Consider the following 25,037-nt stretch of genomic DNA (forward strand, 5'->3'; position numbering starts at 1 on the left):
CATGAGCACGACCCCGCGTCCCATCCCGTTCGGCATCATGCTGCAGGGCCCCGGCAGCCACATGCATGCCTGGAAGCATCCGTCCAACGCGCCCGATGCCAGCGTCAACCTGGGCTATTACATCGACATCGCGCGTACCGCCGAGGACAACGGCATCGCCTTCGGCTTCGTTGCCGACGGCCTGTACATCAACGAGAAGTCGATCCCGCATTTCCTCAACCGCTTCGAGCCGATCTCGCTGCTGTCGGCACTGGCGACGGCAACGAAGAAGATCGGTCTGGCCGGCACGCTGTCCACCTCGTACAGCGATCCGTTCACCGTGGCGCGCCAGTTCGCCTCGCTGGACCTGCTCAGTGGTGGCCGCGCCGGCTGGAACGTGGTGACCTCGCCGCTGGAAGGTTCGGGCCGCAACTACGGCCGCCCGCATCCGGAACACGCGCTGCGTTATCAGATCGCCGATGAGTACCTTGAGGTGGTGCAGGGCCTGTGGGATTCGTGGGACGACGATGCGTTCGTGCGCGACCGCGACAGCGGCACGTTCTTCGCACCGGAAAAGTTCCGTCGCCTCGACCACAAGGGCCGCTTCTTCCAGGTGGAAGGTCCGCTCAACATCCAGCGCTCGCCGCAGGGGCAGCCGGTGATCTTCCAGGCCGGCTCGTCCGACGATGGCATTGCGCTGGCCGGCAAGTACGCCGATGCGGTGTTCACCCACGCGCCCTCGCTGGAGGAGACCCGTGCATTCACCCAGAAGGTGAAGAACTCGGCGATCGCCCATGGCCGCAGCGCCGGTGACGTCAAGATCTTCCCGGGCATCGGCCCGATCGTTGGCCGTACGGCGGAAGAAGCCGAGGCCAAGTACCAGGCGATTGCTGCGCTGGCCGGGCTGGATGATGCCTTGGCGTATCTCGGCCGCTTCTTCGACCACCACGACTTCAGCCAGTACGACCTGGATGCGCCGTTCCCGGAGCTGGGCGATATCGGCGCCAATTCCTTCCGCTCCACCACCGACCGCATCAAGCAGGACGCGCGCGAGCAGGGCCTGAGCCTGCGCCAGGTGGCACTGCAGGCGGTCAGCCCGCGGCCGAATTTCATCGGCACGCCGGAACATGTGGCCGACGAACTGATCCGCTGGTTCGACGCCGGCGCCAGCGATGGCTTCATCCTCGGCTTCGCCGCGCAGCGCGAAGGCCTGGATGATTTCGTAACCTTGGTGTTGCCGCTGCTGGAAGCGCGCGGCTACCACCGCAGCGCGCTGGAAGGACAGACCCTGCGCGACCACCTGGGCCTGCCGCGCAAGGCAAGCCGGTATGCGACCGACGCCGAGCCGGCGCGGAAGGTGGGATAAGGCAATGAGCGGAGACATCTCGGTAGCGCCCGGCCATGCCCGGCGGAATGCGCCGGCAACGGGCGTACTGCCCGAAATCGCGGCACGTGCCGACGAGGCCATCGCGATCCGCCATGACCTGCACCAGCACCCGGAACTGGCCTTCGAAGAACACCGCACCAGTGCCCGCGTGGCGGAACTGCTGCAGCAATGGGGCTACGCGGTCAGCACCGGCATCGGTGGCACCGGCGTGGTCGGTACGCTGCAGCGCGGGCAGGGCAGTCGCCGGTTGGGCCTGCGCGCCGACATCGATGCGCTGCCGATCCATGAAGAATCCGGGCTGGCCTATGCCAGCCAGCGCGAAGGCCTGATGCACGCCTGCGGCCACGATGGCCACACCGCCATCCTGCTCTCGGCCGCCCACTACCTGGCACACCACGGCCGATTCGATGGCACGTTGCAGCTGGTGTTCCAGCCGGCCGAGGAAACCGGGTCAGGTGCTTCGAAGATGATCGCCGATGGCCTTTTCGAGCGCTTCCCGGTCGATGCCATCTATGGCCTGCACAACTGGCCGGGCGTTCCAGTAGGGCACTTCGGCTTCGTCGACGGACCGGCGATGGCGTCGGTGGACTGGGCGCGGCTGCGGGTGATCGGCAAGGGCGGCCACGGCGCCGAGCCGCAGGGCAGCGTCGACCCGATCCTGGCCGCTGCACACATCATCACCGCGCTGCAGAGCGTGGTGTCGCGCAATGTCGATCCGCGGCAGATGGGCGTGGTCACCGTCGGTTCGATCCATGGTGGGCAGGCCGCCAACGTGATTCCCGATGTGGTCGAGCTGAAGTTGACCGTGCGTGCGTACCTGCCGGAGGTGCGCGATACCCTGCGCCGACGGGTCACCGACATTGCCGAGCAGACCGCCGCTGCGTTTGGCGCGCGTGCCGAGATCGAATTCCCGCGCGGCTTCCCCAGCGTAATCAATCATCCGGAGCAGACGGCGTACATCCGCGAGGTGGCGGTACAGGGCTTCGGCGCCGGGCAGGTGGTGGAGGCCTTCGCACCGCGTACCGCCAGCGAAGACTTCGCCTTCCTGCTGCAGGCGCGGCCGGGCAGTTTCGTATTCGTCGGCAACGGCGACAGCGCGCCGCTGCACAGCCCGCGCTATGTGTTCAACGATGCGGCCATCGCCCCCGCGGCCAGCCTGTGGGCGCGCCTGGCCGAGCACTACCTGGTGGAGGACGTGGCATGAGCGTGCGGTACGACAACGATCGCTTCCTGTACACCGCGGTGGATGACCCGTTGGCGCGGCCGCTGTTTGACGGCCTGGAACAGGAATATGACAACCGCTACGCGGACGTGCGCCGTCGGATTGGTGGCAGCGCCCGCGAAGAGCTGCAGCGCTATCCTGCGGAGGCCTTCGCGGCCCCGGTGGGTGCGTTCGTGCTGCTGCTGCGCGACGGCGTGGCAATCTCCGGCGGCGCGTTCATGCCGCATCGCGATGAGGACACCGCCGAGTTCAAACGCATCTGGACGCTGCCTGGTCTGCGCCGGCAAGGCATCGCCCGTCGCGTGCTGCAGGAACTGGAAGACCAGGCTGCGCGGCAGGGCTATCGACGCGTGTTCCTGACCACCGGCTTCCGCCAGCCGGAGGCAGTCGGCCTGTACCTCAGCCACGGCTACACCGCGCTGTTCGACCTGGATGCAGACCCGGAAACCATCGCGCATCTGCCGTTCGAAAAACAGCTGGTGCCGCAGCCGCAGGTGGGTGTCGCGCCCGCCATCGCACTGCACGGAGCAGTGGCATGAGCACACCGTCCACTGCTATCGAGGGCATTCCCCGCCAGCCGGCCACGGCGCTGAAGATCGTGCCGGCGCGGCACCCGCTGCAGGTGATCGGTACGGTGCTGGCACTGGCGCTGATCCTGATCGGGCTGCAGTCGGTGCTGGGCAACCCGCGCTGGGGCTGGGGCACGTTCGCCGAGTGGTTCTTCGCCCGCCCGGTACTGGAAGGGTTGGGGCGGACCTTGTTGCTGACCGCGCTCGGTACCGGCCTCGGCTTCGCGCTGGGCACCCTGCTGGCCTTGGCCCGCGTCTCCGGCTCACCGCTGCTCTCGGCGGTGTCGTGGGGCTACGTGTGGCTGTTCCGTTCGATTCCGCTGCTGGTGCTGTTGCTGCTGCTGAACAACCTCGGCTACCTGTACAGCACCATCGAACTGGGCGTGCCGTTCACCGGCATCAGTCTGTTCTCGTACCCGACCACGCAGCTGATCGGCGTGTTCACTGCGGCGGTACTCGGCCTCACCTTGAACCAGGCGGCGTTCTCGGCGGAGGTGATCCGTGGCGGCATCCTGTCGGTCGACCACGGCCAGTACGAAGCGGCCGCAGCGTTGGGCCTGCCGCGCGGCCGACAGGTGCGCCGCATCATCCTGCCGCAGGCGATGCGTTCGATCCTGCCGGCGGCGTTCAACGATGTGATCGGGCTGGCCAAGAGCACCTCGGTGGTCTATGTGCTGGCGCTGCCGGAGCTGTTCTACACCGTGCAGGTGATCTACCGCCGCAACCTGGAGGTGGTGCCGCTGCTGATGGTGGCCACGGTCTGGTACCTGGTGATCCTGACGGTGCTGTCGCTGCTGCAGCGGCGGGTGGAGCAGCGTTTCGCGCGTGGCCAGCTGCAGCATGAGCGCAACGTGTCGCGGGTACCGTCGACGCTACCGCGCCCGGTGGTGCCGGCCATTGCACGCGTACCCAGCCGAGCGGCTTTTGCCGTGCCGATCGAGGCGGGCACGGGCGCCGCCGTTTCATTGCAGGGTGTGGGCAAGGCCTTCGGCGAGCAGACGGTGCTGGATGACGTGCACCTGGAACTGAAAGCGGGCAGCGTGACCGTGCTGATCGGTCCGTCCGGTGCCGGCAAGTCCACGCTGCTGCGGCTGATCAATCATCTTGAACGCGCTGACAGTGGCTTCGTCACCGTGGGCGGTCAGCTGATCGGCTACCGCCGAGACGGCGACACCCTGTACGAGCTGCCGGAAAGCGAGATCCGCCGGCGCCGCGCCGAAGTCGGCATGGTGTTCCAGGGCTTCAACCTGTTCCCGCACATGACCGCACTGGAGAACATCATCGAAGCGCCCATCGCCGTGCGTGGCATATCGCGCGCCCAGGCCGAGCAGCAGGCGCGCACGCTGCTGGAGCGGGTCGGGTTGGCCGACAAGGCCGATGCCTTCCCGCGGCAGCTGTCCGGTGGCCAACAGCAGCGCGTGGCCATTGCCCGCGCGCTGGCGCTGCAGCCGAAGGTGCTGCTGTTCGACGAGCCGACCTCCGCGCTGGACCCGGAGCTGGTGTCCGAGGTGCTGAGCGTGATCGAGGAGCTGGCCAGTTCCGGCACCACGCTGGTGATCGTCACCCACGAACTGGGCTTCGCCCGCCGCGTGGCCGACCACGTGGTGATGATGGACCAGGGCCGGGTGATCGAACAGGGCACGCCGGACGCGCTGTTTGAGCACCCGCGCCAGCAACGCACCGCCGATTTCCTGGCCAAGACCCTGTAACCCCTTTCGAGAAACCCCATGAGCCCAGCATCGCAGCGACGTCCCGCACGCAGCACCCTGTTGATCGTCGGTGTGCTGGTCATCGGCATCGCCGGCATCGTCTACTCACGCGTACGCCAGGGCCCTGATGGCGTGCCCGTTGCGGCGACATCACTTGCAGCCAGCAACGCGGAGATACTGAAGGGCACGCCCGATCCGAAGGCGCAGGCGCTGATTCCGGCCGGCTACCGTTTCGTCACCCCGGGTGCCTTCACCATCGCCACCCATCCCGGCCAGCTGCCGTTGGCCGACTACGGTGCCGACAGCAAGGAAGTGGTGGGCGTGGAGCCCGATATCGCACGATTGATCGCCGATGGCCTGGGCCTGAAGCTGGTGGTGGTGCCGGTGGCCTGGGCCGACTGGCCGCTGGGGTTGGAATCGGGCAAGTACGATGCGGTGCTGTCGAACGTGACGGTCACCGAAGAGCGCAAGAAGAAGTTCGATTTCTCCAGCTACCGTTTCGACCTGCTGGGCATCTACACCCGCACCGATGGACCGATCCAGAAGATCGCCACGCCCGCCGATGTTGCCGGGCTGAAGGTGGTGGTGGGCGCCAGCACCAACCAGGACCAGATCCTGCGCCAATGGGACAAGCAGAACATCGCCGCTGGCCTGAAACCGGTGGAGTACCAGTACTTCGATGACGCGGTGATCGGGCGGCTGGCGGTGATCACCGGGCGCGCCGATGTGTCGTTCGAGCCGAATGCCACCGGCGCCTATTCGGCACGCGATGGCAAGGTGCGCCGGGTTGGCCTGTTCCCGGGCGGCTGGCCGGATGCGGCGGCGATCTCGGTGACCACCCGCAAGGGCAGCGGCCTGGCCGATGCGGTGACCCAGGCGCTGAACACGCAGATCGGCAGCGGTACCTATGCGAAGGTGCTGGCGCGCTGGAACGTGGCCGAAGAGGCGGTGCCGCAATCGCAGACCAATCCACCGGGGTTGCCGGGGTTCTAGCGATGCCGCCTGGTAGGCGTCGAGCTTGCTCGACGGACGGCGTGCCGACCAAGGTCGGCTTCAACCGGGGTCAGGACTGCCAATCGATGTGGTCCGGGCGGGCGCCTGCATTGCCGTGAAAGAAACTGATCGCAGCAAAGCACGCTTCGACGTCGATGCACCATGCCAGCGGATAGCCATCCACCTGGCCGTTGTCGAGCCGGAAATAGGCATTGCCGGCGCGATGTTCGTTTCCGCAGGAATGGAAGCCGCCGTCGCCCGGCTCGTGCAGGTACATCAGCCACGCGTGTTCCGCATTGCGCAGCATGCACAGCGTTGGCCCATCGGGCACCGATGCCCACAGCTCGAACTGGGGCATCGATGCGGCCAGCGCCAGTGCGCTGGCCAGCTGTTCGTCGGTAGTGGCGGCGACCTGGCCGCCATTGAGTAGAAGTTCGATCACTTCGGTTCCTGCAGGGGCGTCATTACCAGCGTGCCTCAAGCATACGGAACGGGCCATCGAGCAGCACCCCGTCCTTGTCGAAGTTCTGTACCGATCGCCCGTCGACCCGCACATCCTTCGGCAGGGTGCGGCTCGGCCACCACACACGTACCGGCGTGCCCTTGCGCAGTCCCTTGCCGAGCGAGATCTGCAGCGTTCCATCGCGTTGGTGCGCCTGCATCTGCAGGGTGCCATAGGCAGTGGGCAGGCGGTCCACGGCCAGGCCTTCACCGGCCACCCAGGAAGGCGGCGTACCTGGCAGCAGCGACAGCGCATCATCGTCCTCGCGCATCAGCATGCCGAACAGGGTGCGGCCGTATTCGGCGCCGATCCAGGTGTGCGGCATGTCGCCCAGATAGCGTGGGAAACGCAACCGCGAATGCACGACCTCGGCCAGCACCTGCCATTCCAGCGGCCGGCGATCGTGCAGCAGGCCCTGCAGCAGCTCATCGGCCGCTTCAGGCTGGCCCAGGTGCACGTAGCTCAGCACGTTGCGGATTTCATACGGCGTGTAGGCATACAGCGCACCGGGCTGGCTGCGCTTGCGCACATCGTCCAGGTAACGGGCGAAGGTGGTGCGCAGGGCCTCGGCGGGCAGCACGCTCTGTGCGCCGGTCGGGTCCAGTGCGATCGACACACCGGTCGGGTCGCCGTCGCCGAGGTCGGCCGACGAGGGAATGAAATCGATGCCCTTCCATGCCATGGTCGCGCGGATCGAGGCATGCAGGGCGTCATACAACGCCTTGTACTGTTCGCGCGCCCACTTCGCGGTTTCGTGGTCGCCCAGTGATTCAGCCAACCATGCGCCGTCATGCCAGCCCTTCAGACCCCAGTAGTCGTCCCAGTAGCTGTGGGTGGGCGAGGGGTAGCCCTCGTGGCTGATCGACGGCGCAAGAATGCCGGCGAAGCGCTCCGGTGCGGGCTGGTCGGCCATGTAACCCGGCACCAGCGTGCGTTCGCGCAGTTCCTGCAGGAAGCGCAGCGCGGCCTTCACCTTCGGCAGATAGGCACGTACGCTTTCGGGCCCGCCATCCAGCCGTGCAACGTCGGCCACCAGGGTGACGTACTGGCCTTGGCTGTCGTACTCGATGTCCGAGCCGAAGCCGGTATTGACGCTGCCATCGTCGTTGAGGATGGGCGACACCAGGCCGTTGCCGTGCACGCCGTGTTCGCTGTACCAGGCCAGGTAGTCGCGCGCGACCTTGGCTTCGCCCATGCGCAGCAGCACGGCCGAGGTGGCCATGCCGTCGCGGATGAAGGAACGGTTGTAGTTGCGTGGGCCGGGCTGCATCGCCGGGCCGGTCTGGTTGATCAGCATGTACGCGGCCTGCGCGCGCAGCATGTCCACCAGCGAAGGATCGGGCAGGCGCAGGCCGACCTGGCCCAGGCGTGCCTGCCAATCGGCGGAGGCACGGCTGGCCAGCGTGTCGAAGGCCTTGTCGCCATCGCGCGGCAGCGATGCGAGGTCGAGGGTCGGTGCTTGCGGCAGCACGCCATTGGCATCGGCGGTGGCGGTGCCAAGTGGGAAGGCCACCACCACCGCATCGCTCGCACCGGGGGCCAGGCTGACGCGATAGCTCAACGCCGCCGCTGCCAGGCCTGCGCCGTCGCTTGCCTGCTGTGCGGCAGGCAGTTGCCCGCTGGCGATGGCCGACGTGATCTCGGTGTCGCCTTCGTTGACGAAGGGCGCGGCGCCGGCGGCATCCACCGCAGTGAGTGACTGCAGCAGCGTGCGGCCATTGACGCGCACGGCATTACCCTCGACGGCCACTTCGTGGATCGGCGACAGCCCGCCGTTCTGCCACGGCGGGTTCATCTGCATCGGTCGCACCGCCAGGGTCAGCGTGCCTTCGATCGCCGTGCTGCCGGTGTTGCGCAGGCGATGGCGCACGAAGGTGACCGGTTGCCCGTCGCGCTCGATGGCGAAGGCCTCGCTGCGCAGCTCCAGCCCCGGTTGCGGTGACCAGGTGGCCGATGGCATCGGCTTCCAGCCATCGCGAAGGGCGTGCTGCACCGGTTGTTCGGCGGCACCCGCCGCGCGGCCATCGGCACTGCGCCAGATCGGCTGCACCAGCGGTGCGCCCTTGTAGGCCTCGATGTTGCCGTACTCATCGAAGATCGATTTCTGCCGGCCGGCGTGCACGCCCACCGCGGTCCAGTAGGTCTGCTGCATGTGCAGCGACGCGGGGAACAAGGCGCGCTGCGCGCCGCTGGCGGCGATCTGGTAGCGCTTCATCGGCGTCATCACCGCCTTCGGGCCGAGCAGGCGGATGCGTTTGACCTGGGGGGCATCGCCTTCCACGGTCAACCGCAGTGCCTGCAGATCGAGTGGCGCGTCGGCCGCCAGCCAGCTCTGCTGCCGGGTCGCCGCCTGCGCATCGCGCGCCAGTTCGTGCCAGCGGCCTTGCGCATCCTGTGCCTGCAGGCGTGCAGCGCCATGCACGTTGGCCCAGTCCACCGCCAGCCCGGTGCTGGGCTGTGCACGGGGCAGGGTGATGTCGAGCGTATGCACGCCTGCTTTGCCCGCGGGGATGGCAACCGAGCCGCTACCCTGCCACAGCGCCGCGGACTGGGCGGCATCCAGCCCGGTCACCTGTGCAGTGAGCGCGGTGTCGAGCGGTTCCATTTCGAAGATGGAGACGCCCCAGTCGGAGGTGCGTTGCGGGCTGGCCAGGCGCAGGTAGCGGGCCTGGCGCGGTGCGAAGTACAGGGTCTCGATACCGCCCAGCGAATCGGCCATGACATAGGCCGTCTGCCACTGCTTGCCATCGAGCGAGGTCTGCAGCGAATAGCCTTCGGGGTTGGAGACATCCCAGGTGAGGCGGGTACCGGCCAGCATCGCCGGTTTGCCGAGATCGATCTGGAACCAGTGGCCGGGACTGAACGCGCCACCGGTCACCGTCCTCGGATCGTTGTCGATCAGGTGGCTGATCGCCATCGCCGGAACCTGCTGCGATGACGCGCTGGCCTGCCATTGCGCACGAGGCGGCAGGTTCTGTGCGCTTACGGCTGCAGCCAGTGCGAGGGTCGGCAGCAGCAGGGCCAGGGCAAGGCGCCGGTTCGGCGGGCAGGGGGCGATCCAGCGGTCGGCGCACAACGTCATTGCGAAGGCCTCACATCAGCAGGGCCCGGGAACGGGCGGGCCTACGCTAGCAAGGGATGTAACCGGTTACATGACGCGTCGCAATATTTCCCGGACATGCTCCAGCCCGACGTTTCATGAATGCGCACAGATCCGCTCGCGTAACCATCGATGCGCCGGATCGCGATGCACGCTGCGTGTACGCCCTGACGGGGATGGCTCTGGAACCCGGGCGGAGAGGCTGTAGGGTCGAAGCGACCAAGCTCACCCATTGAAGGTTGTCACTTGACAACCTGTGCAATCACATCCAGAGTTCGAGGGAAAGGAATGCCCCGTTCGCGCCATCCAGACAAAGACATTGAAGCTGCCCTCCGTTTCGCCGAGTCGCGTGGATGGTGGCTGCGGATCGGCGGCAGTCATGCCTGGGGACGAATGTACTGTCCCTACAACGACAAGGACTGCCGATGTGGCGAATTCTGTGTGGTGAGCATATGGAGCACGCCCCGGAATGCCTTGAACCATGCGCGAGCCTTGTGTCGCGTTGTCGAGAACTGCAGCCGTGAGCGATGACGCACCCGGCATCCTCCCAAGGACACGTAGATGATGGAATTCACCTTCATTCTCAAATATCGTCTGGCGGATTCAGGTACCGACGCTGGCTCGCTTGAGCAACGCCTTGCCGATGCCGGCTGTGATGATGCGCTGCTGGGCATTGGCAGGCCGGGCAGGTTGGCGCTTGAATTCTGCCGCCAGGCGGCCAGTGCCCGGGAGGCCGTGCTTTCCGCGCTGGCAGACGTCCAGCGTGCCGTACCCGATGCAGAGCTGATCGAAGTCAGTCCCGATCTGGTAGGGCTGACGGATGTCGCTGATCTGCTGGGCATGTCACGGCAGAACATGCGCAAGTTGCTGCTCGCGCACCCGCAGACGTTTCCGGCACCGGTGCACGAGGGCAGCGCGTCGATCTGGCACCTGGCCGATATTCTTTCGTGGATGCAGGCGCGCGGCAGCCAGAAGGTCAGCAGCGAGCTGGCGGAGCTCGCTGCTGCGGCGCTTCAGATCAATGTGGCGAAGGAGCAGGAACGACTGCTTCAGCATCCCGGCTGAGGGTCGCTGCGCGACTGGCCGTTACAGTTCCACCCGCTCCCACCAGCGCGTTCCCGCGGTCGGTGCCTGCATGTCCAGTGCCTCGCCCATCATCGGCGTGGCCACCGGCACGTTCTTCGCCGCAGCCAATGCGCTGATGCGTTCGAACGGCTGCTGCCACTCGTGCAGGGCCAGGTCGAAGGTGCCGTTGTGGATCGGCAGCAGCCACTTGCCGCGCAGGTCCAGGTGCGCCTGCAGCGTCTGTTCGGGTTGCATGTGCACGAACGCCCAGCGCTGATCGTAGGCGCCGGTTTCGATCATCGTCAGGTCGAACGGGCCGTACTTCTCGCCGATGGCCTTGAAGCCATCGAAGTAGCCGGTATCGCCGCTGAAGAAGATGCGGAAGTCGCCGTCCTGGATCACCCACGAGGCCCACAGGCTGCGATCGCTGTCACCCAGGCCGCGGCCGGAGAAATGCTGGCCGGGCGTGGCGGTCAGGCGCAGGCCAGCGGCTTCGGTGGACTGCCACCAGTCCAGCTGTTCAACCTTGGCCGCATCCACGCCCCAGGCAATCAGCTGGTCGCCCACACCCAGCGGCGCGATGAAGCGCGCGGTCTTGCCGGCCAGCTTCATCACGGCCGCGTGGTCGAGGTGGTCGTAGTGATTGTGCGAGAGGATGACGCCGGCAATCGGCGGCAGTTCGTCGATGCTGATCGGCGGTGCATGGAAGCGCGCCGGGCCCATCCATTGCACCGGTGATGCGCGTTCGGAGAACACCGGATCGGTCAGCCAGTACTGTCCGCGCAGCTTCAGCAGGATCGTCGAATGGCCGAGCCGGAACAGGCTGCGGTCAGGCGCTGCGTCCAGCGTGGCGCGGTCCAGCGTCTGCACCGGAATGGGGTGGTTGGGCACGGTGCCCTTGGGCTTGTTGAACAGGAAGGTCCACCAGATCTCCAGGCCATCGCGCAGGCCCATCGCCGGCTTCGGCAGGGCATTGCGGAACTTGCCTTCGCGGTACTGCGGCGAATCGGGGAAGTCGGGGAGGGACCAGGATTTGCAGAAGGTATAGGCGGTCACGGCGAGGATTCCGAGCAGGAGGACAAGGAGCAGGCGCTTCATGGGTGACGTCCGCAGGGTACACTGCACAGTGTAGTTTCCGATTTCCGGAAAGTACACTGTCGGGTGTAAAATGAGGGCGTTCGTTCAGCTATCTGGTCCCGCCATGTCCCGTGCCCCGCAACGCCTTACCGACCGCAAACGCGAGGCCATCGTCCGCGCGGCGGTGGAGGAGTTCCGGTCGGCCGGCTACGAGGCGACCAGCATGGATCGCATCGCGGCGGTGGCTGGCGTCTCCAAGCGCACCGTCTACAACCACTTCCCGAGCAAGGAAGAACTGTTCGCGCTGATCCTGGAAGAGCTGTGGCACAGCAGCGTGGCCAGCATCGAGCTGCCGTACCGCGCCGACCAGCCGCTGGACGTGCAGCTGCTGCAGCTGCTGCGGCAGAAACTGGACCTGCTGGGCGATGCCAACTTCATCGATCTGGCGCGGGTAGCGATGGCCGAGATCATCCATTCGCCCGAGCGTGCGCAGGCGATCGTCTGCCGCATGGGCGAGAAGGAGAGTGGCGTCAGCGCGTGGATCCGCGCGGCAATTGCCGATGGGCGGCTGCGCGAGGTCGATCCGGAATTTGCCGGCCATCAGCTGCAGGGGCTGGTGAAGAGCTTCGCGTTCTGGCCGCAGGTGACGATGGGTCAGGCGCCGCTGGCACCGGCCGAGCGCACGCGCGTGGCCGAGTCGGCGGTGGCCATGTTCCTCGGCTTCTACGCGGTGTAGAGCTCAGCCTGCGCGGTCACTGCGCGCCCAGATGCCGGAGGTAAGCGCAGAACATGTCGGCCACCGCATCGGAGTAAGTGCGTATCTGCGCTGCGGTGCGCGGTTCACTGGAGAATTCGCGGCCGGTGGCACCCAGCGTGGTGTCGATCAGATCAACCGCCAGCTGGCGCGTGCCCACCGAGGCCTGCGGCAGCACTTCGGCCATGAACGCGAGCATCGCATCGTCGGACTCGCTGCGTGCTTCCTGCGCTTCCGGCGCATCGCGGTACAGCGGCGCGGCATCGTTCAACGCGCCACGGGTCTGCGCTTCCTCGCATTCCGACACGATGAAGGCATGCACCCACGTGCGCAGGCGCTGCAGGTGCGGTTGCCGTGTGTCCTGCAGGATGTCGCGCAGCATCGCGCCGGTCTGCTGCCACTCGTCGCGCTGCAGGCGGAACAGGATCGCTGCTTTGTTGGGGAAGTACTGGTACAGCGAGCCGACGCTGACGCCGGCGCGTTCGGCCACCCGCGCGGTGGTGAACCGAGGGGCGCCTTCATGCTTCAAAACCTGAGCAGCGGCTTCGAGGATGGCCGCGACCAGGTCGTTCGATCGTGACTGACGAGGCTGTTTTCTCGAGGAAATCTGCGGCGGGCGGCGCTCGGGCATGGCGGTTTTCCAATGCGAATAGGCGGAACGGGGGATGGTCCGTATTCTTGATTGCGACGAATCATTCGCATTCCAACCCCGCCACCGAAAGGAACACCCGCCCATGTCCACCCTGATCTCCGCCCCGGTTGCGCCCCTGCTGGCGCGCCTGTTCACCGAAGCCGACAGCGCGCTCAGCCCGGCCTTGACCGCTGTTTCCGCCGAAGAGCGGCAGCGACTGCTCGGCAGCCGTACCGAATACCGGCGCCTGTACGGCGAGCTGCTGAAGGACCTGTGGCTGCCGGTGTCGCCGGAAACCGGCAACCTGCTGTACCTGCTGGCGCGCAGCAGCGGTGCCCGTACCATCGTCGAGTTCGGTACGTCGTTCGGCATCTCCAGCATCCATCTGGCCGCTGCGTTGCGTGACAACGGCGGCGGCCGCCTGATCACCACCGAATTCGAGCCGGAGAAGGCACGGCGTGCCGCCGGCCACCTGCGTGAAGCGGGTCTGGACGACCTGGTGGAGATCCGTGTGGGCGATGCACTGGAGACCCTGGCAGTGGACTTGCCCGATACCATCGATCTGGTGCTGCTCGATGGCGCCAAGGTGCTGTACGACGATGTGCTGGACCTGCTGCAGGAGCGGCTGCGTCCGGGCGCGCTGGTGGTGGCCGACAATGCAGACGACAGCCCGCGCTACCAGCAGCGCATGCGCTCGGGCAGCGCCGGCTATCTGTCGGTGCCGTTCGCCGAGGATGTGGAAGTGTCGGTGCGCCTCGCCTGAAAGATGCTCACGCCAGCTGCCGGAACTGTTCCGGCGGCAGGGCGTGTGCATACAGATAGCCTTGGCCGACATCCACTCCCAGCGCACGCAGCAGTTGTTCCTGTGCCGTGGTTTCGGTGCCTTCGGCGACGACGATGGCACCGCAGCGGTGCGCCACCTCCACGATGAAGCGGACGATGGACTGCGACTTGGCATCGGCCAACGTGGCGATCAGCGCCCGTTCGATCTTGACCTCGGCCACCGACAGCTGCGACAGCAGGATCAGCGTCGAGTAGCCGGCGCCGAAATCATCCAGTGACAGGCTCATGCCGGCGGCCAATAGAACCACGACGTTGGCGTCGACGACGTCGCGCTCGACGATCTCGGTCCACTCGACGATCTCCAGCCGCAACATCGCGCCGGGTATGCGCTGCTGCTCCAGCAAGGTGCACAGCCGCGCGCCGAAGCCGGGTTGGCGCAACGATTCGGCGGACACGTTTACCGCGATTGTCAGCGTGTGCCCGTCATCCCTGCAGTGGCCAAGGAAAGCGGCGGCCGCCTGCAGCGTGGCCCATTCCAGTTCGGCCAGGCGGCCGCGGCGGCGCAGCAGCGAAACCACCCGCATCGGCGCAATCAGGTGGCCGTCGTCATCGCGCATCCGCAACAGCGCTTCGGCGCCGACCAGGTGGCGGTCATGCAGGCGGAACTTCGGCTGGTAGTACAGCGGTGCGTCGGCGTGCTGCAGCCAGTGGTCCAGTGCGGTCTCGATCAGTGCATCCACTTCGCTGTCGCGCTGGATCGGATCGTCGAAGAACACCACGCCGGAGTCGATCGTGTTCAAGGCCAGGGTGACGGCGCGGAATGGGATGGAGCTGTCGTCCTGCGTGGGTGGCTTCAACTCGACCACTGCGCAGCGGAACACCGGGCGGAAGCCCGGCCAGTCATCGCCGATCACCGTGGACAACCGATCGGCCAACGCAGGCAGTTCGGTATCCGCGCGGAGATCGGCAAGGCTTGCGTCGAACAGCAGGATCGCCAGCGCGTTGTCTCCGAACTGATAGACCTCCATCGTGCCGGTCGGCCTTGCATGCAGCAGGGTACGGCGCACGGCTTCGGCGGTGTGCGGATTCCACAGGCCGCTGTCATTCAGGGAGCCATAGCGCAGCAGCAGATCCTGCAGGTTGCCCATCTCGGTCACGATCAGGCACGCATTGCCGCGATCTTCGCTGCTGCGCCAGTGGCGTTGCAGACGCTCGTCGAGGGCGCGCAGGTTGGGCAGGCCACTGATCGGATCGATGCGCATCCAGGCATGTTCACGTTGGCGCTGGGCATCGATCTGCGCGTCGTTGTAGACCAGTGCGAGTACCGCCGCCAGCACCAGCAGCGACACCGGCAGGGCCAGCACCCGCTGGGTGGCCAGCTCCAGCAAGGGCAGCTGCGCGCTGCCGATGATCGCCACGCCCAGCGCCAGTCCCAGCAGGGTCACGGCAATGCGCACCCCCCAGGCCTGCAGGATCAACCGCAGCGAGAGGTGGGTGAGCATATGCGGGTACATCCGCCCACGCAGCCAGATGCCTGCAAGCACCTGCAGCGCCGCTTCCAGGCCGGCCGGCAGGAAATACTGGGTGCCGGAGAACTGATAGCGCGCCAGCAGGCTGGCCAGCAGGCAGGTCACGCCGCCGCGCCAGCCGCCCAGCAGGCCGCTGATCAGCAGGATGTCGATGCCGAGGTTGAGCTTGACCACGCCTTGCGCGTAGCCGGCCACGAACCAGGAGTTGAACAGATAGATCAGGCCAAGAATCGCGCCGATGTAGACGCGGCGCCCTTCGATGGCTTGACCTTGGCGGCGGGTGGCGATCAGGAACACGCCGATCATGCCGATCACTGCGGTGGCCTGCAGCAGGTACAGCGGCAGGCTGGGCAGGGCGCTGTCCAGGATCCGGGTCGAAACCCTTGATAGCGCATCCATAGCCATAGCCGGTCCTGTGTGCGGCCAACTGCCAGTAGCCGCAGGGTAAACCACGGCCGCGTGTGCGGCCAAACCGGGGATGCCAGCGCGTGCTGAGCGTTAGTAACGTGGATCGGCGATCGCAGGCAGTACCAGCTCGCGAACGAAACTGGAGGGCGAGAGCTGCAGCAGGGCGCGCACCATCGCCACCACGTCGTGCAACGGCACGTACTCGCCATTGCCGCGTGCGGCGGCCTGCTGCAGGGGCACCGACAGTGCATCGTCGGTATTAAGGTAGCCCAGCTGCACCGTCGTCACGGCCAGCCGCTGCTGGCGGAAGCCTTCGCGCAGGGCATCGGCGATGCCGTTGAGCGCGAACTTGGACGCGCCAAAGGCCACCTCGGGGCGGCCACTGCGCGGCAGCGCCGAGGTTGAGCCGGTCAACACCAGCTGCGGGCGGCGTCCGCCGAGCACGCGCGGCAGCAGCTGCTTGAGCAGCAGCAGGGTGGCGGTGATGTTGACGTCCACCAGTTGCGCCAGCGCGCTGTCACTTTCGTTGAGGAAATCGTATTCGTCACTGAATGCGGTCTCCTCCCAGATGCCGAGATTGTGGATGAGCACATCGAGATCCGCCGGCGCCTGGGCTGCGATGCTGGCGGCCGCCCGTGCCGGCTGGCTCAGGTCTGCTTCTATCCAGTGCAGGTCGACGCCCTCGTCGGAGTCCAGCTGCGTGGGGCGTGTACGCGACACACCGATGACGGTATCGCCGGGCTGGCAGAGGCCTTCCACGAAGGCGCGGCCGAGGCCTTTGCTGGCACCGATGACCATGAGTTTCATGCGATGTCCTTTGCTGTGAAGTGTCCGCTTCGGAGAGAATCCAGGCTGTGACCGGGGCCGGAGCGGTGGAGATGGAAGCAGGATCGAGCGATGGCGATGTCATGCCCTTGCCGTCGCAGTGGTGCATCGCGCTGCGCGATGCGGATATCGAGATGCAGAGCATCGGCGTGTCGCGCGCTGATGTAGCGCGGGTGCGACGCCCGGGGTTGCCGGATGCGTTCCTGAAATCGGAAATGATCGATGCCTTCAGCGAGCTGGATGGCGAGATCCTTCGTCTGCGCTGGCTGCGGGCACAGGGACAGCCGGCGCCCAAGGTGCTGGATATGACGGAGGAGGGGGGGCGGCGCTGGCTGCTGATGAGCGCGTTGCCCGGCCATGATCTGGCATCGTCGCCGACGCTGCAGCCCACCCAGGTGGTCGTGCTGCTGGCCGACGCGCTGCGCGCCCTGCATGCGCTGCCGGTCGCCGCTTGCCCGTTCGATCATCGCCTCGCTTCGCGCCTGCCAGCGGTAGCCGCGCGCGTTGCCGCGGGGCAGATCGATGCGGATGATTTCGACGATGAGCGCCTGGGCAAGAGCGCGGAACAGGTCTATGCCGAACTGCTGGCAACCCGTCCGGCGGATGAGGATCTGGTGGTAGCGCACGGCGATGCGTGCCTGCCGAATCTGATCGCGGTCGACGGGCGCTTCAGTGGTTTCATCGATTGCGGCCGGCTGGGCGTGGCTGATCGTTGCCAGGACCTGGCGTTGGCCGCGCGCAGCCTGGTCCACAACTACGGCGACACCCGCTGGGTCGCACCACTGCTGACCCGCTATGGCATGCGTGCCGATGAAGATCGACTGGCGTTCTACCGCCTGTTGGACGAATTCTTCTAGGAGCATGCGCAGTCCGCTGGTGTTGCATGGCGCGTCAGGATCGGCCCTCAACAGCGGTTGAGGTCAAGCGCAGCGGCCTGAACGGCGACTGGCCGGAGGCTTTGGCTGCTGTGTAAAATGGACGAACGTTCGTTCATTGTTTGCCGCATGAACCGAACCGACCGCAACGAACAGCGTGCCTCGCAGATCCTGCAGGCTGCCCTGCAGTGTTTTCTGGTGAAAGGCTTCCACCAGACCAGCATGCGCGACATCGCGCAGGCGGCCGCGGTTAGCCTGGGCAATCTCTACAACCATTTCCCCGGCAAGGAGGCGCTGATCCTGGCCACGGCCGAAGCCGAGCAGGATGAGCTGCAGCCCCTGTTGCAACGGTTGACGGACTGCAACGGCGAACGTGCGCAGGTGCAGGGATTCCTGCAGGATTTTCACGCCTTGTGCCGGCAGCCGGAATGGGCGCTGCTGAGCGTGGAAGTGCTGGCCGAGAGCGCGCGCAACCCGGCGGTGGCGGCGGCATTTGCGGGCAACCGCGCGCAGTTGCAGCGCGGTCTGGCCGGGGCGCTGCAACAGGTCGTACGGCGTGAGCGCCGCCGTCCTGCGCTGCCGGCCGCGCTGCAGGCGCAGGTATTGCTGGATGCGATTGAAAGCGATGCGCTGCGGCAGGGGTTGGGCGAGGCGCGCGCTGCGGATGCCGACGTGCTTGATCCTGGCCTGCTGGCGGCGCTGCTCGGAGGGCGTTCGTGAGCAGCGACGATCGACGGTTGCATGGGCTGGACCTCGCGCGCTATCTCGCGCTGGCCGGCATGGTGCTGGTCAACTTCCGTCTGGCGATGGCCGTTGAAGCCGACGGTGGCGGGGTGCTTGCTGGATTCTTCCATCTGCTGGAAGGCAAGGCCTCGGCAACCTTCGTGACGCTGGCCGGGGCGGGGTTGATGCTGGCTACGCAGCGGCAAGCGTGGTGGCAGGCGAGCATGCAGACCTGGCGGCGGGCAGTGTTCCTGGCCGTACTCGGCCTGCTCAACCTGACCGTGTTTCCCGCCGATATCCTGCACTACTACGCGGTGTACTTCGCGGTGGCGGTGCTGTGGCTGCGCGCCTCGCCTCGTGTTCTGCTGGGCAGCATGATTGCCCTGGCGACGGTCTCGTTCTGGGCCTTGCTGCGCTGGGACTACAGCCAGGGATGGAACTGGCAGACGCTGGCTTACGAAGGTCTGTGGCAATGGCCGGGTGCGATGCGCAACCTGCTGTTCAACGGTTTCCATCCCGTGTTGCCGTGGCTGTGCTTCTTCCTGCTGGGCATGCTGCTGGCGCGGCTGCCGCTGTCGCAGCCACGGGTGCAGCGCGCCCTGCTGCTGCTCGGCCTGTTGTTGATGGGCGCCGGCCAGGCGTTGCAGCAGTGGGGCCACGGCACGGCGTGGCAGCTGTGGCTGGCGACGCAGCCGATGCCGCCCGGTCCGGCGTATCTGCTGACCGGCGCAGGCGCGGCGTGTGCACTGATCGCCACGTGCCTGTGGCTGGTGCGGCTGCATCCCGGTGATTGGCTGGAGCCGTTCACTGCGGCCGGACGGATGACGCTGAGCCTGTACGTGGCGCACATCCTGATTGGCATGGGCGTGCTGGAATCGCTCGGCCTGCTGGACGGAAACGCCAGCCTGTCGTGGGCGTTGATGGCCGCATTGCTGTTCGTGATGCTGGCTACCGCAGCAGCCTGGTTGTGGTCATGGCAGTTCGCGCGCGGTCCGTTGGAAGCGGTGATGCGACGCGTCGCCGGCTAGTTCTTTTGTCGCAGGACACCGATGTTGTGACCCGTTAGCCTGTGCGGATGCAGGGTCATCTGCGATAGTAGGTGTCGTCACCAAAGCACGCCTGCATCCATGTCATTCGCTTCGGCGCAGCAGATCGTTGAGGTCCTGCAGCAGTCCTACGACATCAACGCGACAGCGGTGGTGCCGCGTCCGGTGGGTGCCGACGCCAACGCGTGCGTGTTCCGCATCGATGCCCGCCACGACCACTGGTGGTTGAAGTGCCGCAACTATCAGGTTGCCCCAGCGGTCTGGGACAGCCTGCATTGGCTGCGTGGCACGTTGGGCATCGAAGAGATCGTTGCGCCCTGGCCGGCATTGGCCGGCGGTGCCTCGGTGCAGCGCTGGGGCCTGCAGTTCACGTTGTTCCCCTATATCGAAGGGCAATCGGGCTTCGAGGCCCCGCTGAGCCGTGCGCAATGGCGCCGGCTGGGCGAAGTGCTGCGGCGCCTGCATGAGGCCGAGGTTCCGCCGGCGCTGCGCCAGGCATTGCCGACGCTACGGCTTGAAACCGCGGCGGTCGATACGGTGGGTGCGTGGGTGCAGGATCCCTCGACGCTGGCCCAGGCGCAGGATCGATCCGGCAATGCGTTCCTGGCGCTGTGGCAGCAGCAGCGGCCGCGCATCGCCGAACTTCACCAGCGTGCTGAAGCACTGCGTCGTGCATTGCAGGACGAAGCACCCGCACTTTGTCTGTGCCACACCGATCTGCACGCCGGCAATCTGCTGATGGGGCAGGACGACGCGCTGCACCTGATCGACTGGGACGGCCTGGCGCTGGCCCCGCGCGAGCGCGACCTGATGTTTGTTGGCGCTGCGGTGGGTGGCCGCTGGGGGCGTGAGCATCCGCTGGGCTTCGCCGAGGGATATGGCGACGACCTCGGCGATCCGCGCTGGATCGCATGGTATCGGCACTGGCGCATCCTGCAGGACCTGATCGAGTTCGAGCAGATGCTGCTGGGCCCCGGCGCGGCGCAGCGCTCGCTGCAGCAGCACCGGCAATCACTGCATTACCTGGGCGAGCAGTTCGCGCCGGGCAATGTATTCGATGCGGCCGAGCGCGCGTATCGGGTGCTGTAGGGGTTTCGGCCGGGCTGCGCCCGGCACCTGCAGAGGCCGAAGCAACAGCAACAGCAACTGCTGCTTCCCGTGGGATGACGGGGTGGGTCCGGTTGTGGGGGACGCCGTAAATACGTCCCTGTAGGCTTGGGCGCGCCATCCATGGCGCTTACACCCCCACAACCGGACCCACCCCGCCTTCGACAGATCTCCGCAATCTGTTGGGATGGCATGACTTGCTCTTGGTGTGTGTCGACCTTGGTCGACACGTAGATCCATGCCATGCGTGGATGCTCTTCGATCATTTGATCAATTGTCGAAATGTTCGATTTCGATGGAGATTCATCCACGCATGGCGTGGATCTACCCGATCGCGGAGATCTGTCAGAGGTGGGGTGGTGTCGGATTGCGGGGTGTCAGCCGCATGGATGCGGCTGCCAAGCCTACAGGGACGTATTTACGGCGTCCCCGCAATCCGACACCACCCCGCCATCCCACGGAATGCCCGCTGTTGCTGTTGCTTCGGCTGTTGCAGTTGCTCCGGCCTCTGCGGGTGCCGGGCGCAGCCCGGCCAGACCCCTTACTCAGCCGGCTTGGCTGCCGCGCTCGCGGCGACGCTCGCTGCACGCCGTGACAGCACGGCTTCGCGATGCGCGATGTAGGCGTTGGCGGCGAGGATGATGCCAGCGCCAACGATCGTCCAGCGATCAACCGTCTCGGCGAACAGCAGCCAGCCACACAAGGTCACCAGCGGCAACTGCAGGAAGCTGATCGGGGTCAGCGCGGAGACTTCGCCCAGACGCAATGCGCGCGTCCACAGCAGCTGGCCGATGGTACCCAGCACGCCGGTGGCCAGCAGCCAGACCCAGGCGATGCCGGCGGGCCAGACCCAGACGAACAAGGCCGGAATCAGTGACAGCGGCACCCAGAACACGTAGGTGTGGAGCACCACGGTGTCGGCGCTGTCGATGCGGGTGAGCTGCTTGATCTGGATCGCCACCAGCGAGCTGAGCACGGCGGCGGCCACGGCGATCAGGCTGCCGGACGTGAAACCGGCAGTGCCTGGCCGCACGATCACCAGCACGCCGATGAAACCGACCACCACCGCCGCCCAGCGCCGTATGCGGACCTTTTCGCCCAGCCACAGCACCGCAGCGATGGTGACGAACAACGGCGTGGAGTAGGACAGCGAAACGGCCTGTGCCAGTGGCAGGTGGCCCAGCGCCCAGAACGCGCACAGCATCGACCCCAGGCCGATCGCGCTGCGCATGAAATAGCGCGGCAGCTGCTGGGTCTTCAACGGCGCGTGGCCCGGCCGCAGCAGCATCGGCAGCAGCGCAAGCAGGCCGAAGGCATTGCGGAAGAACGCCACTTCCTGGGTCGGCACGTAGCGGGTGGCATAGCGGATCGCCACCGCCATCAGGCCGAACGCCATGGTGCTGCCGAGCATCAGCAGCGCCGCCCGCAACGGGGTGGCGCTGGCGGGTAGGGCCGGTGTGCTCACCACTGTGCGCCGAGCAGGCGGGGCTCCGGTTCGATCGGCACGCCGAATTTCTCCAGTACCGAGGCGGAGATCCGCCGCGCCAGCGCCAGCAGTTCGGTGCCGGTGGCGTTGCCGTAGTTGACCAGTACCAGCGCATGGCTGGGCGCAACGCCGGCATCGCCCTCGCGGTAGCCTTTCCAGCCGCAGGATTCGATCATCCATGCGGCCGAGACCTTGCGGCGGTCGTCACGGTCTGCGGGGAACACCGGCAGCTCGGGGAAGTGCTGCAGCAGGACTTCCACCTGTTCCAGCGGCAGCACCGGGTTCTTGAAGAAGCTGCCTGCATTGCCCAGCACATCCGGGTCGGGCAGCTTGCGGCGACGGATCGCGATCACCGCATTGGCGACGTCCACCGCACTCGGCAGTTCCACGCCCTGCGCCTGCAGTTCTTCGCGGATGCCGGCGTAGCCCATGCGCAGGTCATGCAGCAGAGGCAGCTTCAGTTCAATGGCGGTGATCAGGTAGCGGTCCGGCTGCTGCTTGAACACGCTGTCGCGGTAGGCGAAGCCGCACTGTTCGTTGTCCAGCCGTACCCAAGTCCTTTCCTGGCAGTCCCAGGCCTCTACGGTCTGGATGAATTCGCCGACCTGGGCACCATAGGCGCCGATGTTCTGGATCGGCGATGCACCGGCCGTGCCGGGAATCAGCGCCAGGTTTTCCAGCCCGGACAGGCCTTCCTGCAGCGACCACATCACCAGCCCGTGCCAGGACACGCCGGCGCCGGCGCGGATCACGGCGTGGTCGGCGCGATGTTCAAGGAAGGTGATTTCGCGGTTGCCGAACACCAGCACGGTGCCGGGCAGGTCGTCGGCGATCAGCACGTTGCTGCCGCTGCCGAGCACCAGCAGCGGGCCATCGGCCACGTCCGGCAGGGCCAGGACCTCCGGCAGCAGCGCGGCATCGTGCAGTTCCAGCAACTGCGCGGCGCTGGCCTGCACGTGGAAGGTGTTCAGGGCCTGCAGCGGCGCGTTGCGGGTGAAGGTCCAGCGCAGCGGTGCTGCAGTGTTGTTGGTGTCGTCCATGGGGGTACTCACAGCGGTGCCACCGCGCCACGGCTGGGCGCTTCGCGTCGGCGTCGGATCGCCTCCACACAATCGGCGACCAGCGCCGGGCCCTTGAAGATCAGACCGCTGTAGCACTGCACCAGCGCCGCACCGGCGGCCATCTTGGCCACGGCGTCGGCACCGGACAGGATGCCGCCGACACCGACCAGCGGCACCGATTCGGGCAGGCGCGCGCGCAGGCGGCGCAGCACCAGGGTGGACTGCTCCAGCACCGGTGCACCGGAAAGCCCGCCGGCTTCATTGGCCAGCGGATCGCCGGCAACCCGGCTGTGGTCGACGGTGGTGTTGGTGGCGATCACACCGTCCACCTGCAGTTCGCCCAGCACGCGCGCGGCGGCGTCGATGTCGCGCTCGTTGAGGTCCGGGGCCACCTTGACCAGCATTGGTACGCGCCGGCCATGCTGCGCGGCCAGCGCTTCCTGGCGCTCACGCAGCTGGCTGACCAGCTGCCGCAGCGCGGTCTCTTCCTGCAGTTCGCGCAGGCCGGCGGTATTGGGCGAGGAAATGTTGACGGTGATGTAGTCGGCCAGCGGGTACACCTTGTCCATGCAGGCGATGTAGTCATCGGCCGCCTGTTCGTTGGGGGTGTCCTTGTTCTTGCCGATGTTGATGCCGAGCAGGCCGCGCCGGTTGCGCGCGCGTTCGACGTTGCGCACCAGCGCATCCACGCCTGCATTGTTGAAGCCCATGCGGTTGATGATCGCGTTGTGCGCCGGCAGCCGGAACAGGCGCGGCTTCGGGTTGCCGGCCTGCGGCCGCGGCGTGATCGTGCCGATCTCCACGAAGCCGAAACCCAGCGCGAACAGCGCATCGATGTGCTCGCCATTCTTGTCCAGGCCAGCAGCAAGGCCGACCGGATTGGGGAACGTCAGCCCGAACACCGTGCTGGGCATCGGCGCGATGCGTGCGGCCACCAGCGGCGTGGTGCCGGTGCGATAGGCCAGGTCCAGAGCGGACAGGCCGAGACCGTGAGCGCGTTCGGCGTCGAGCGAGAACAGGAAGGGGCGGGCAAGCGAATACATGCGTAGGTTTCAGTCCAGCGTGCCGAGGAAGGCTCGGGTTCGATATTCAAAAGCGACCTGGCCGTCGACCGCGTGGGCGGCGAACAGGTCCTGCAGCGCAGCCAGCATCGGCGCGTGGCGCGGATGGCCGGGCTGCGGCGCGTAGGAAGAGGACAGCAGGCGTCCGCTCAGGGCGTCCAGGTCCAGGTGCTGCACGTTCGGCAGTTGCACCATGCCGCGCAGGCCGGAGCCGAACCAGGCCTGCATGGTGGCGTCGTCCTGGTAGCGTTCGGCCACCGCGGTGTAGTCGGTGCCGTAGTCCAGCAGCAGTTGTTCGTAGCCGACCAGGAACGGACTGGCATCGAGCAGGCGCGAATTCCAGTAGATCAGCGCCAGGCCGCCCGGGCGCAGGATGCGCTGCCACTCGGCGCGCACGGCCACGGTGTCGAACCAGTGAAAGGCCTGCGCGGCACTGACCAGGTCAACGCTGGCATCGGCCAGGCCGGTGGCCTCGGCGCGGCCATCGACGGCGGAGAACTGCGGATACTGCGGCGCCAGCCAGTGTTCGGCGGCGGCGCGCATTGCCGCGTTGGGTTCGACGGCGACCAGTGGATGGCCGGCGGCCAGGAACTGCCGGCTGGAGATGCCGGTGCCTGCGCCGATGTCAGCAACCAGCGCGCTGGTTGCCACGGCCATGGGGCCATGCAGCCAGTCCATCAGCGCGACCGGATAGTCGGGGCGGTAGCGGACATAGTCCGCGACGCGGCTGCTGAAGCGTTCAGTGCTGTCCGGGGAGGTCATCGTGCTTTCACCAGCGCAGTCCAGGTTTGGCGTCGGCACCGGCCGCCACCATCGCGAAGATCAGGATGGCCACCAGGCCCACCGCAGCGAGGATGTTGAGCCAGCCCATGATCAGCCCGGCCAGGGCCATGCCATCGCCTTCCTGTTCGCCAGCACGGCGGCGGATCTCGGCGCGAGCCAGGTGCCCGGTGATGATCGCAACGAGGGCGGCGACACCCGGCAGCACGGTCCAGCTGCAGATGCCCGCGATCAGGCTGACCACGGCCAGGGCGTTGCTCTGTCGGGGTGGCACGCTCATCGAGTCCTCCGTGGCAGTGCCGACATGATAGTGCCTCTGCTCCGGCAATCCCATGGTCCGGCCAATGTCAGGCTGCCAGGCAAGG

The 25,037-nt window shown here is 66.7% G+C and carries 24 protein-coding genes; 13 read left to right on the forward strand and 11 right to left on the reverse strand.

Annotation, left to right across the window (positions count from 1 at the left end; all coding sequences use genetic code 11):
* The first annotated feature begins 1 nt into the window (after position 1).
* From QP457_RS09490 to QP457_RS09510, 5 genes are read left to right on the forward strand one after another with little or no spacing between them, the layout of a single operon-like run.
* Positions 2–1,345, forward strand: coding sequence for an LLM class flavin-dependent oxidoreductase (locus tag QP457_RS09490; RefSeq protein ID WP_205405645.1), 1,344 nt, complete (start codon positions 2–4; stop codon positions 1,343–1,345).
* A gap of 4 nt (positions 1,346–1,349) precedes the next feature.
* On the forward strand, positions 1,350–2,570 hold the full coding sequence (locus tag QP457_RS09495) for a M20 aminoacylase family protein (protein WP_205405644.1): 1,221 nt from the start codon (positions 1,350–1,352) through the stop codon (positions 2,568–2,570).
* Entirely contained in the window at positions 2,567–3,127 is a 561-nt protein-coding gene (locus QP457_RS09500) for a GNAT family N-acetyltransferase (protein WP_180166875.1), read from the forward strand. The genes QP457_RS09495 and QP457_RS09500 overlap by 4 nt, the downstream gene beginning before the upstream one ends.
* A complete protein-coding gene (locus QP457_RS09505; RefSeq protein ID WP_205405643.1) occupies positions 3,124–4,866 on the forward strand; it encodes an amino acid ABC transporter permease/ATP-binding protein in 1,743 nt (580 codons plus the stop codon). The genes QP457_RS09500 and QP457_RS09505 overlap by 4 nt, the downstream gene beginning before the upstream one ends.
* Before the next feature lie 18 nt (positions 4,867–4,884).
* Positions 4,885–5,859, forward strand: coding sequence for an ABC transporter substrate-binding protein (locus QP457_RS09510; RefSeq protein ID WP_180166876.1), 975 nt, complete (start codon positions 4,885–4,887; stop codon positions 5,857–5,859).
* A 70-nt stretch (positions 5,860–5,929) separates the two neighbouring features.
* Here the strand turns inward: QP457_RS09510 and QP457_RS09515 are convergent, their stop codons facing one another.
* Positions 5,930–6,301, reverse strand: a complete 372-nt coding sequence (locus QP457_RS09515) for an Imm1 family immunity protein (RefSeq protein ID WP_205405642.1) — start codon at positions 6,299–6,301, stop codon at positions 5,930–5,932.
* A gap of 22 nt (positions 6,302–6,323) precedes the next feature.
* A complete protein-coding gene (locus tag QP457_RS09520) occupies positions 6,324–9,443 on the reverse strand; it encodes a discoidin domain-containing protein (protein WP_205405641.1) in 3,120 nt (1,039 codons plus the stop codon).
* A gap of 306 nt (positions 9,444–9,749) precedes the next feature.
* Between QP457_RS09520 and QP457_RS09525 the strand changes: the two genes are divergently transcribed.
* Both QP457_RS09525 and QP457_RS09530 read left to right on the forward strand, forming a co-directional pair.
* Entirely contained in the window at positions 9,750–9,992 is a 243-nt protein-coding gene (locus tag QP457_RS09525) for a hypothetical protein (protein ID WP_165376954.1), read from the forward strand.
* 33 nt (positions 9,993–10,025) lie between these two features.
* Positions 10,026–10,526: a DNA-binding protein gene (locus QP457_RS09530; RefSeq protein ID WP_205405686.1), complete on the forward strand. Its 501-nt coding sequence runs from the start codon at positions 10,026–10,028 to the stop codon at positions 10,524–10,526.
* Between the two features lie 21 nt (positions 10,527–10,547).
* Here QP457_RS09530 and QP457_RS09535 read toward each other — a convergent pair whose 3' ends face one another.
* Positions 10,548–11,624, reverse strand: a complete 1,077-nt coding sequence (locus QP457_RS09535) for an MBL fold metallo-hydrolase (RefSeq protein ID WP_108266033.1) — start codon at positions 11,622–11,624, stop codon at positions 10,548–10,550.
* Between the two features lie 103 nt (positions 11,625–11,727).
* Here QP457_RS09535 and QP457_RS09540 point away from each other — a divergent pair, with 103 nt between their 5' ends.
* A complete protein-coding gene (locus QP457_RS09540; protein ID WP_205405640.1) occupies positions 11,728–12,339 on the forward strand; it encodes a TetR/AcrR family transcriptional regulator in 612 nt (203 codons plus the stop codon).
* Between the two features lie 16 nt (positions 12,340–12,355).
* On the opposite strand, the gene QP457_RS09545 is transcribed toward QP457_RS09540, so the two are convergent.
* Positions 12,356–12,988, reverse strand: coding sequence for a TetR family transcriptional regulator (locus tag QP457_RS09545; protein WP_205405639.1), 633 nt, complete (start codon positions 12,986–12,988; stop codon positions 12,356–12,358).
* 103 nt (positions 12,989–13,091) lie between these two features.
* On the opposite strand from QP457_RS09545, the gene QP457_RS09550 reads away from it, so the two are divergent.
* On the forward strand, positions 13,092–13,751 hold the full coding sequence (locus QP457_RS09550) for an O-methyltransferase (RefSeq protein ID WP_180166884.1): 660 nt from the start codon (positions 13,092–13,094) through the stop codon (positions 13,749–13,751).
* Between the two features lie 7 nt (positions 13,752–13,758).
* Here the strand turns inward: QP457_RS09550 and QP457_RS09555 are convergent, their stop codons facing one another.
* Together QP457_RS09555 and QP457_RS09560 are read right to left on the reverse strand one after the other, a co-directional pair.
* Entirely contained in the window at positions 13,759–15,699 is a 1,941-nt protein-coding gene (locus QP457_RS09555; protein WP_205405684.1) for a bifunctional diguanylate cyclase/phosphodiesterase, read from the reverse strand.
* A gap of 99 nt (positions 15,700–15,798) precedes the next feature.
* On the reverse strand, positions 15,799–16,515 hold the full coding sequence (locus QP457_RS09560; protein WP_205405638.1) for an SDR family NAD(P)-dependent oxidoreductase: 717 nt from the start codon (positions 16,513–16,515) through the stop codon (positions 15,799–15,801).
* A gap of 71 nt (positions 16,516–16,586) precedes the next feature.
* On the opposite strand from QP457_RS09560, the gene QP457_RS09565 reads away from it, so the two are divergent.
* From QP457_RS09565 to QP457_RS09580, 4 genes are all read left to right on the forward strand, one after another.
* The gene (locus QP457_RS09565; RefSeq protein WP_205405637.1) at positions 16,587–17,390 is read left to right on the forward strand and encodes an APH(3')-II family aminoglycoside O-phosphotransferase; all 804 of its coding nucleotides are present in this window, start codon (positions 16,587–16,589) and stop codon (positions 17,388–17,390) included.
* A 147-nt stretch (positions 17,391–17,537) separates the two neighbouring features.
* Positions 17,538–18,128: a TetR/AcrR family transcriptional regulator gene (locus QP457_RS09570; protein WP_205405636.1), complete on the forward strand. Its 591-nt coding sequence runs from the start codon at positions 17,538–17,540 to the stop codon at positions 18,126–18,128.
* A complete protein-coding gene (locus QP457_RS09575; protein WP_205405635.1) occupies positions 18,125–19,159 on the forward strand; it encodes a DUF418 domain-containing protein in 1,035 nt (344 codons plus the stop codon). Before QP457_RS09570 ends, QP457_RS09575 begins: the two co-directional genes overlap by 4 nt.
* Positions 19,160–19,258: 99 nt before the next feature.
* Positions 19,259–20,266, forward strand: a complete 1,008-nt coding sequence (locus tag QP457_RS09580; RefSeq protein WP_205405634.1) for an aminoglycoside phosphotransferase family protein — start codon at positions 19,259–19,261, stop codon at positions 20,264–20,266.
* Between the two features lie 559 nt (positions 20,267–20,825).
* On the opposite strand, the gene QP457_RS09585 is transcribed toward QP457_RS09580, so the two are convergent.
* The 5 genes from QP457_RS09585 to QP457_RS09605 are packed head-to-tail and all read right to left on the reverse strand — an operon-like array spanning position 20,826 to position 24,952.
* The gene (locus QP457_RS09585) at positions 20,826–21,695 is read right to left on the reverse strand and encodes a DMT family transporter (RefSeq protein ID WP_205405680.1); all 870 of its coding nucleotides are present in this window, start codon (positions 21,693–21,695) and stop codon (positions 20,826–20,828) included.
* A gap of 50 nt (positions 21,696–21,745) precedes the next feature.
* Positions 21,746–22,810: a UDP-N-acetylmuramate dehydrogenase gene (murB, locus tag QP457_RS09590; protein ID WP_205405633.1), complete on the reverse strand. Its 1,065-nt coding sequence runs from the start codon at positions 22,808–22,810 to the stop codon at positions 21,746–21,748.
* A gap of 8 nt (positions 22,811–22,818) precedes the next feature.
* Positions 22,819–23,874, reverse strand: a complete 1,056-nt coding sequence (locus tag QP457_RS09595; RefSeq protein WP_180166891.1) for a quinone-dependent dihydroorotate dehydrogenase — start codon at positions 23,872–23,874, stop codon at positions 22,819–22,821.
* Between the two features lie 9 nt (positions 23,875–23,883).
* The gene (locus QP457_RS09600) at positions 23,884–24,654 is read right to left on the reverse strand and encodes a class I SAM-dependent methyltransferase (RefSeq protein WP_205405632.1); all 771 of its coding nucleotides are present in this window, start codon (positions 24,652–24,654) and stop codon (positions 23,884–23,886) included.
* A gap of 7 nt (positions 24,655–24,661) precedes the next feature.
* Entirely contained in the window at positions 24,662–24,952 is a 291-nt protein-coding gene (locus QP457_RS09605; RefSeq protein WP_205405631.1) for a DUF4190 domain-containing protein, read from the reverse strand.
* Positions 24,953–25,037 lie beyond the last annotated feature (85 nt).

The sequence above is a fragment of the Stenotrophomonas sp. As-7 genome, assembly GCF_030291015.1.
In the GTDB taxonomy this organism is placed as follows: domain Bacteria; phylum Pseudomonadota; class Gammaproteobacteria; order Xanthomonadales; family Xanthomonadaceae; genus Stenotrophomonas; species Stenotrophomonas lactitubi.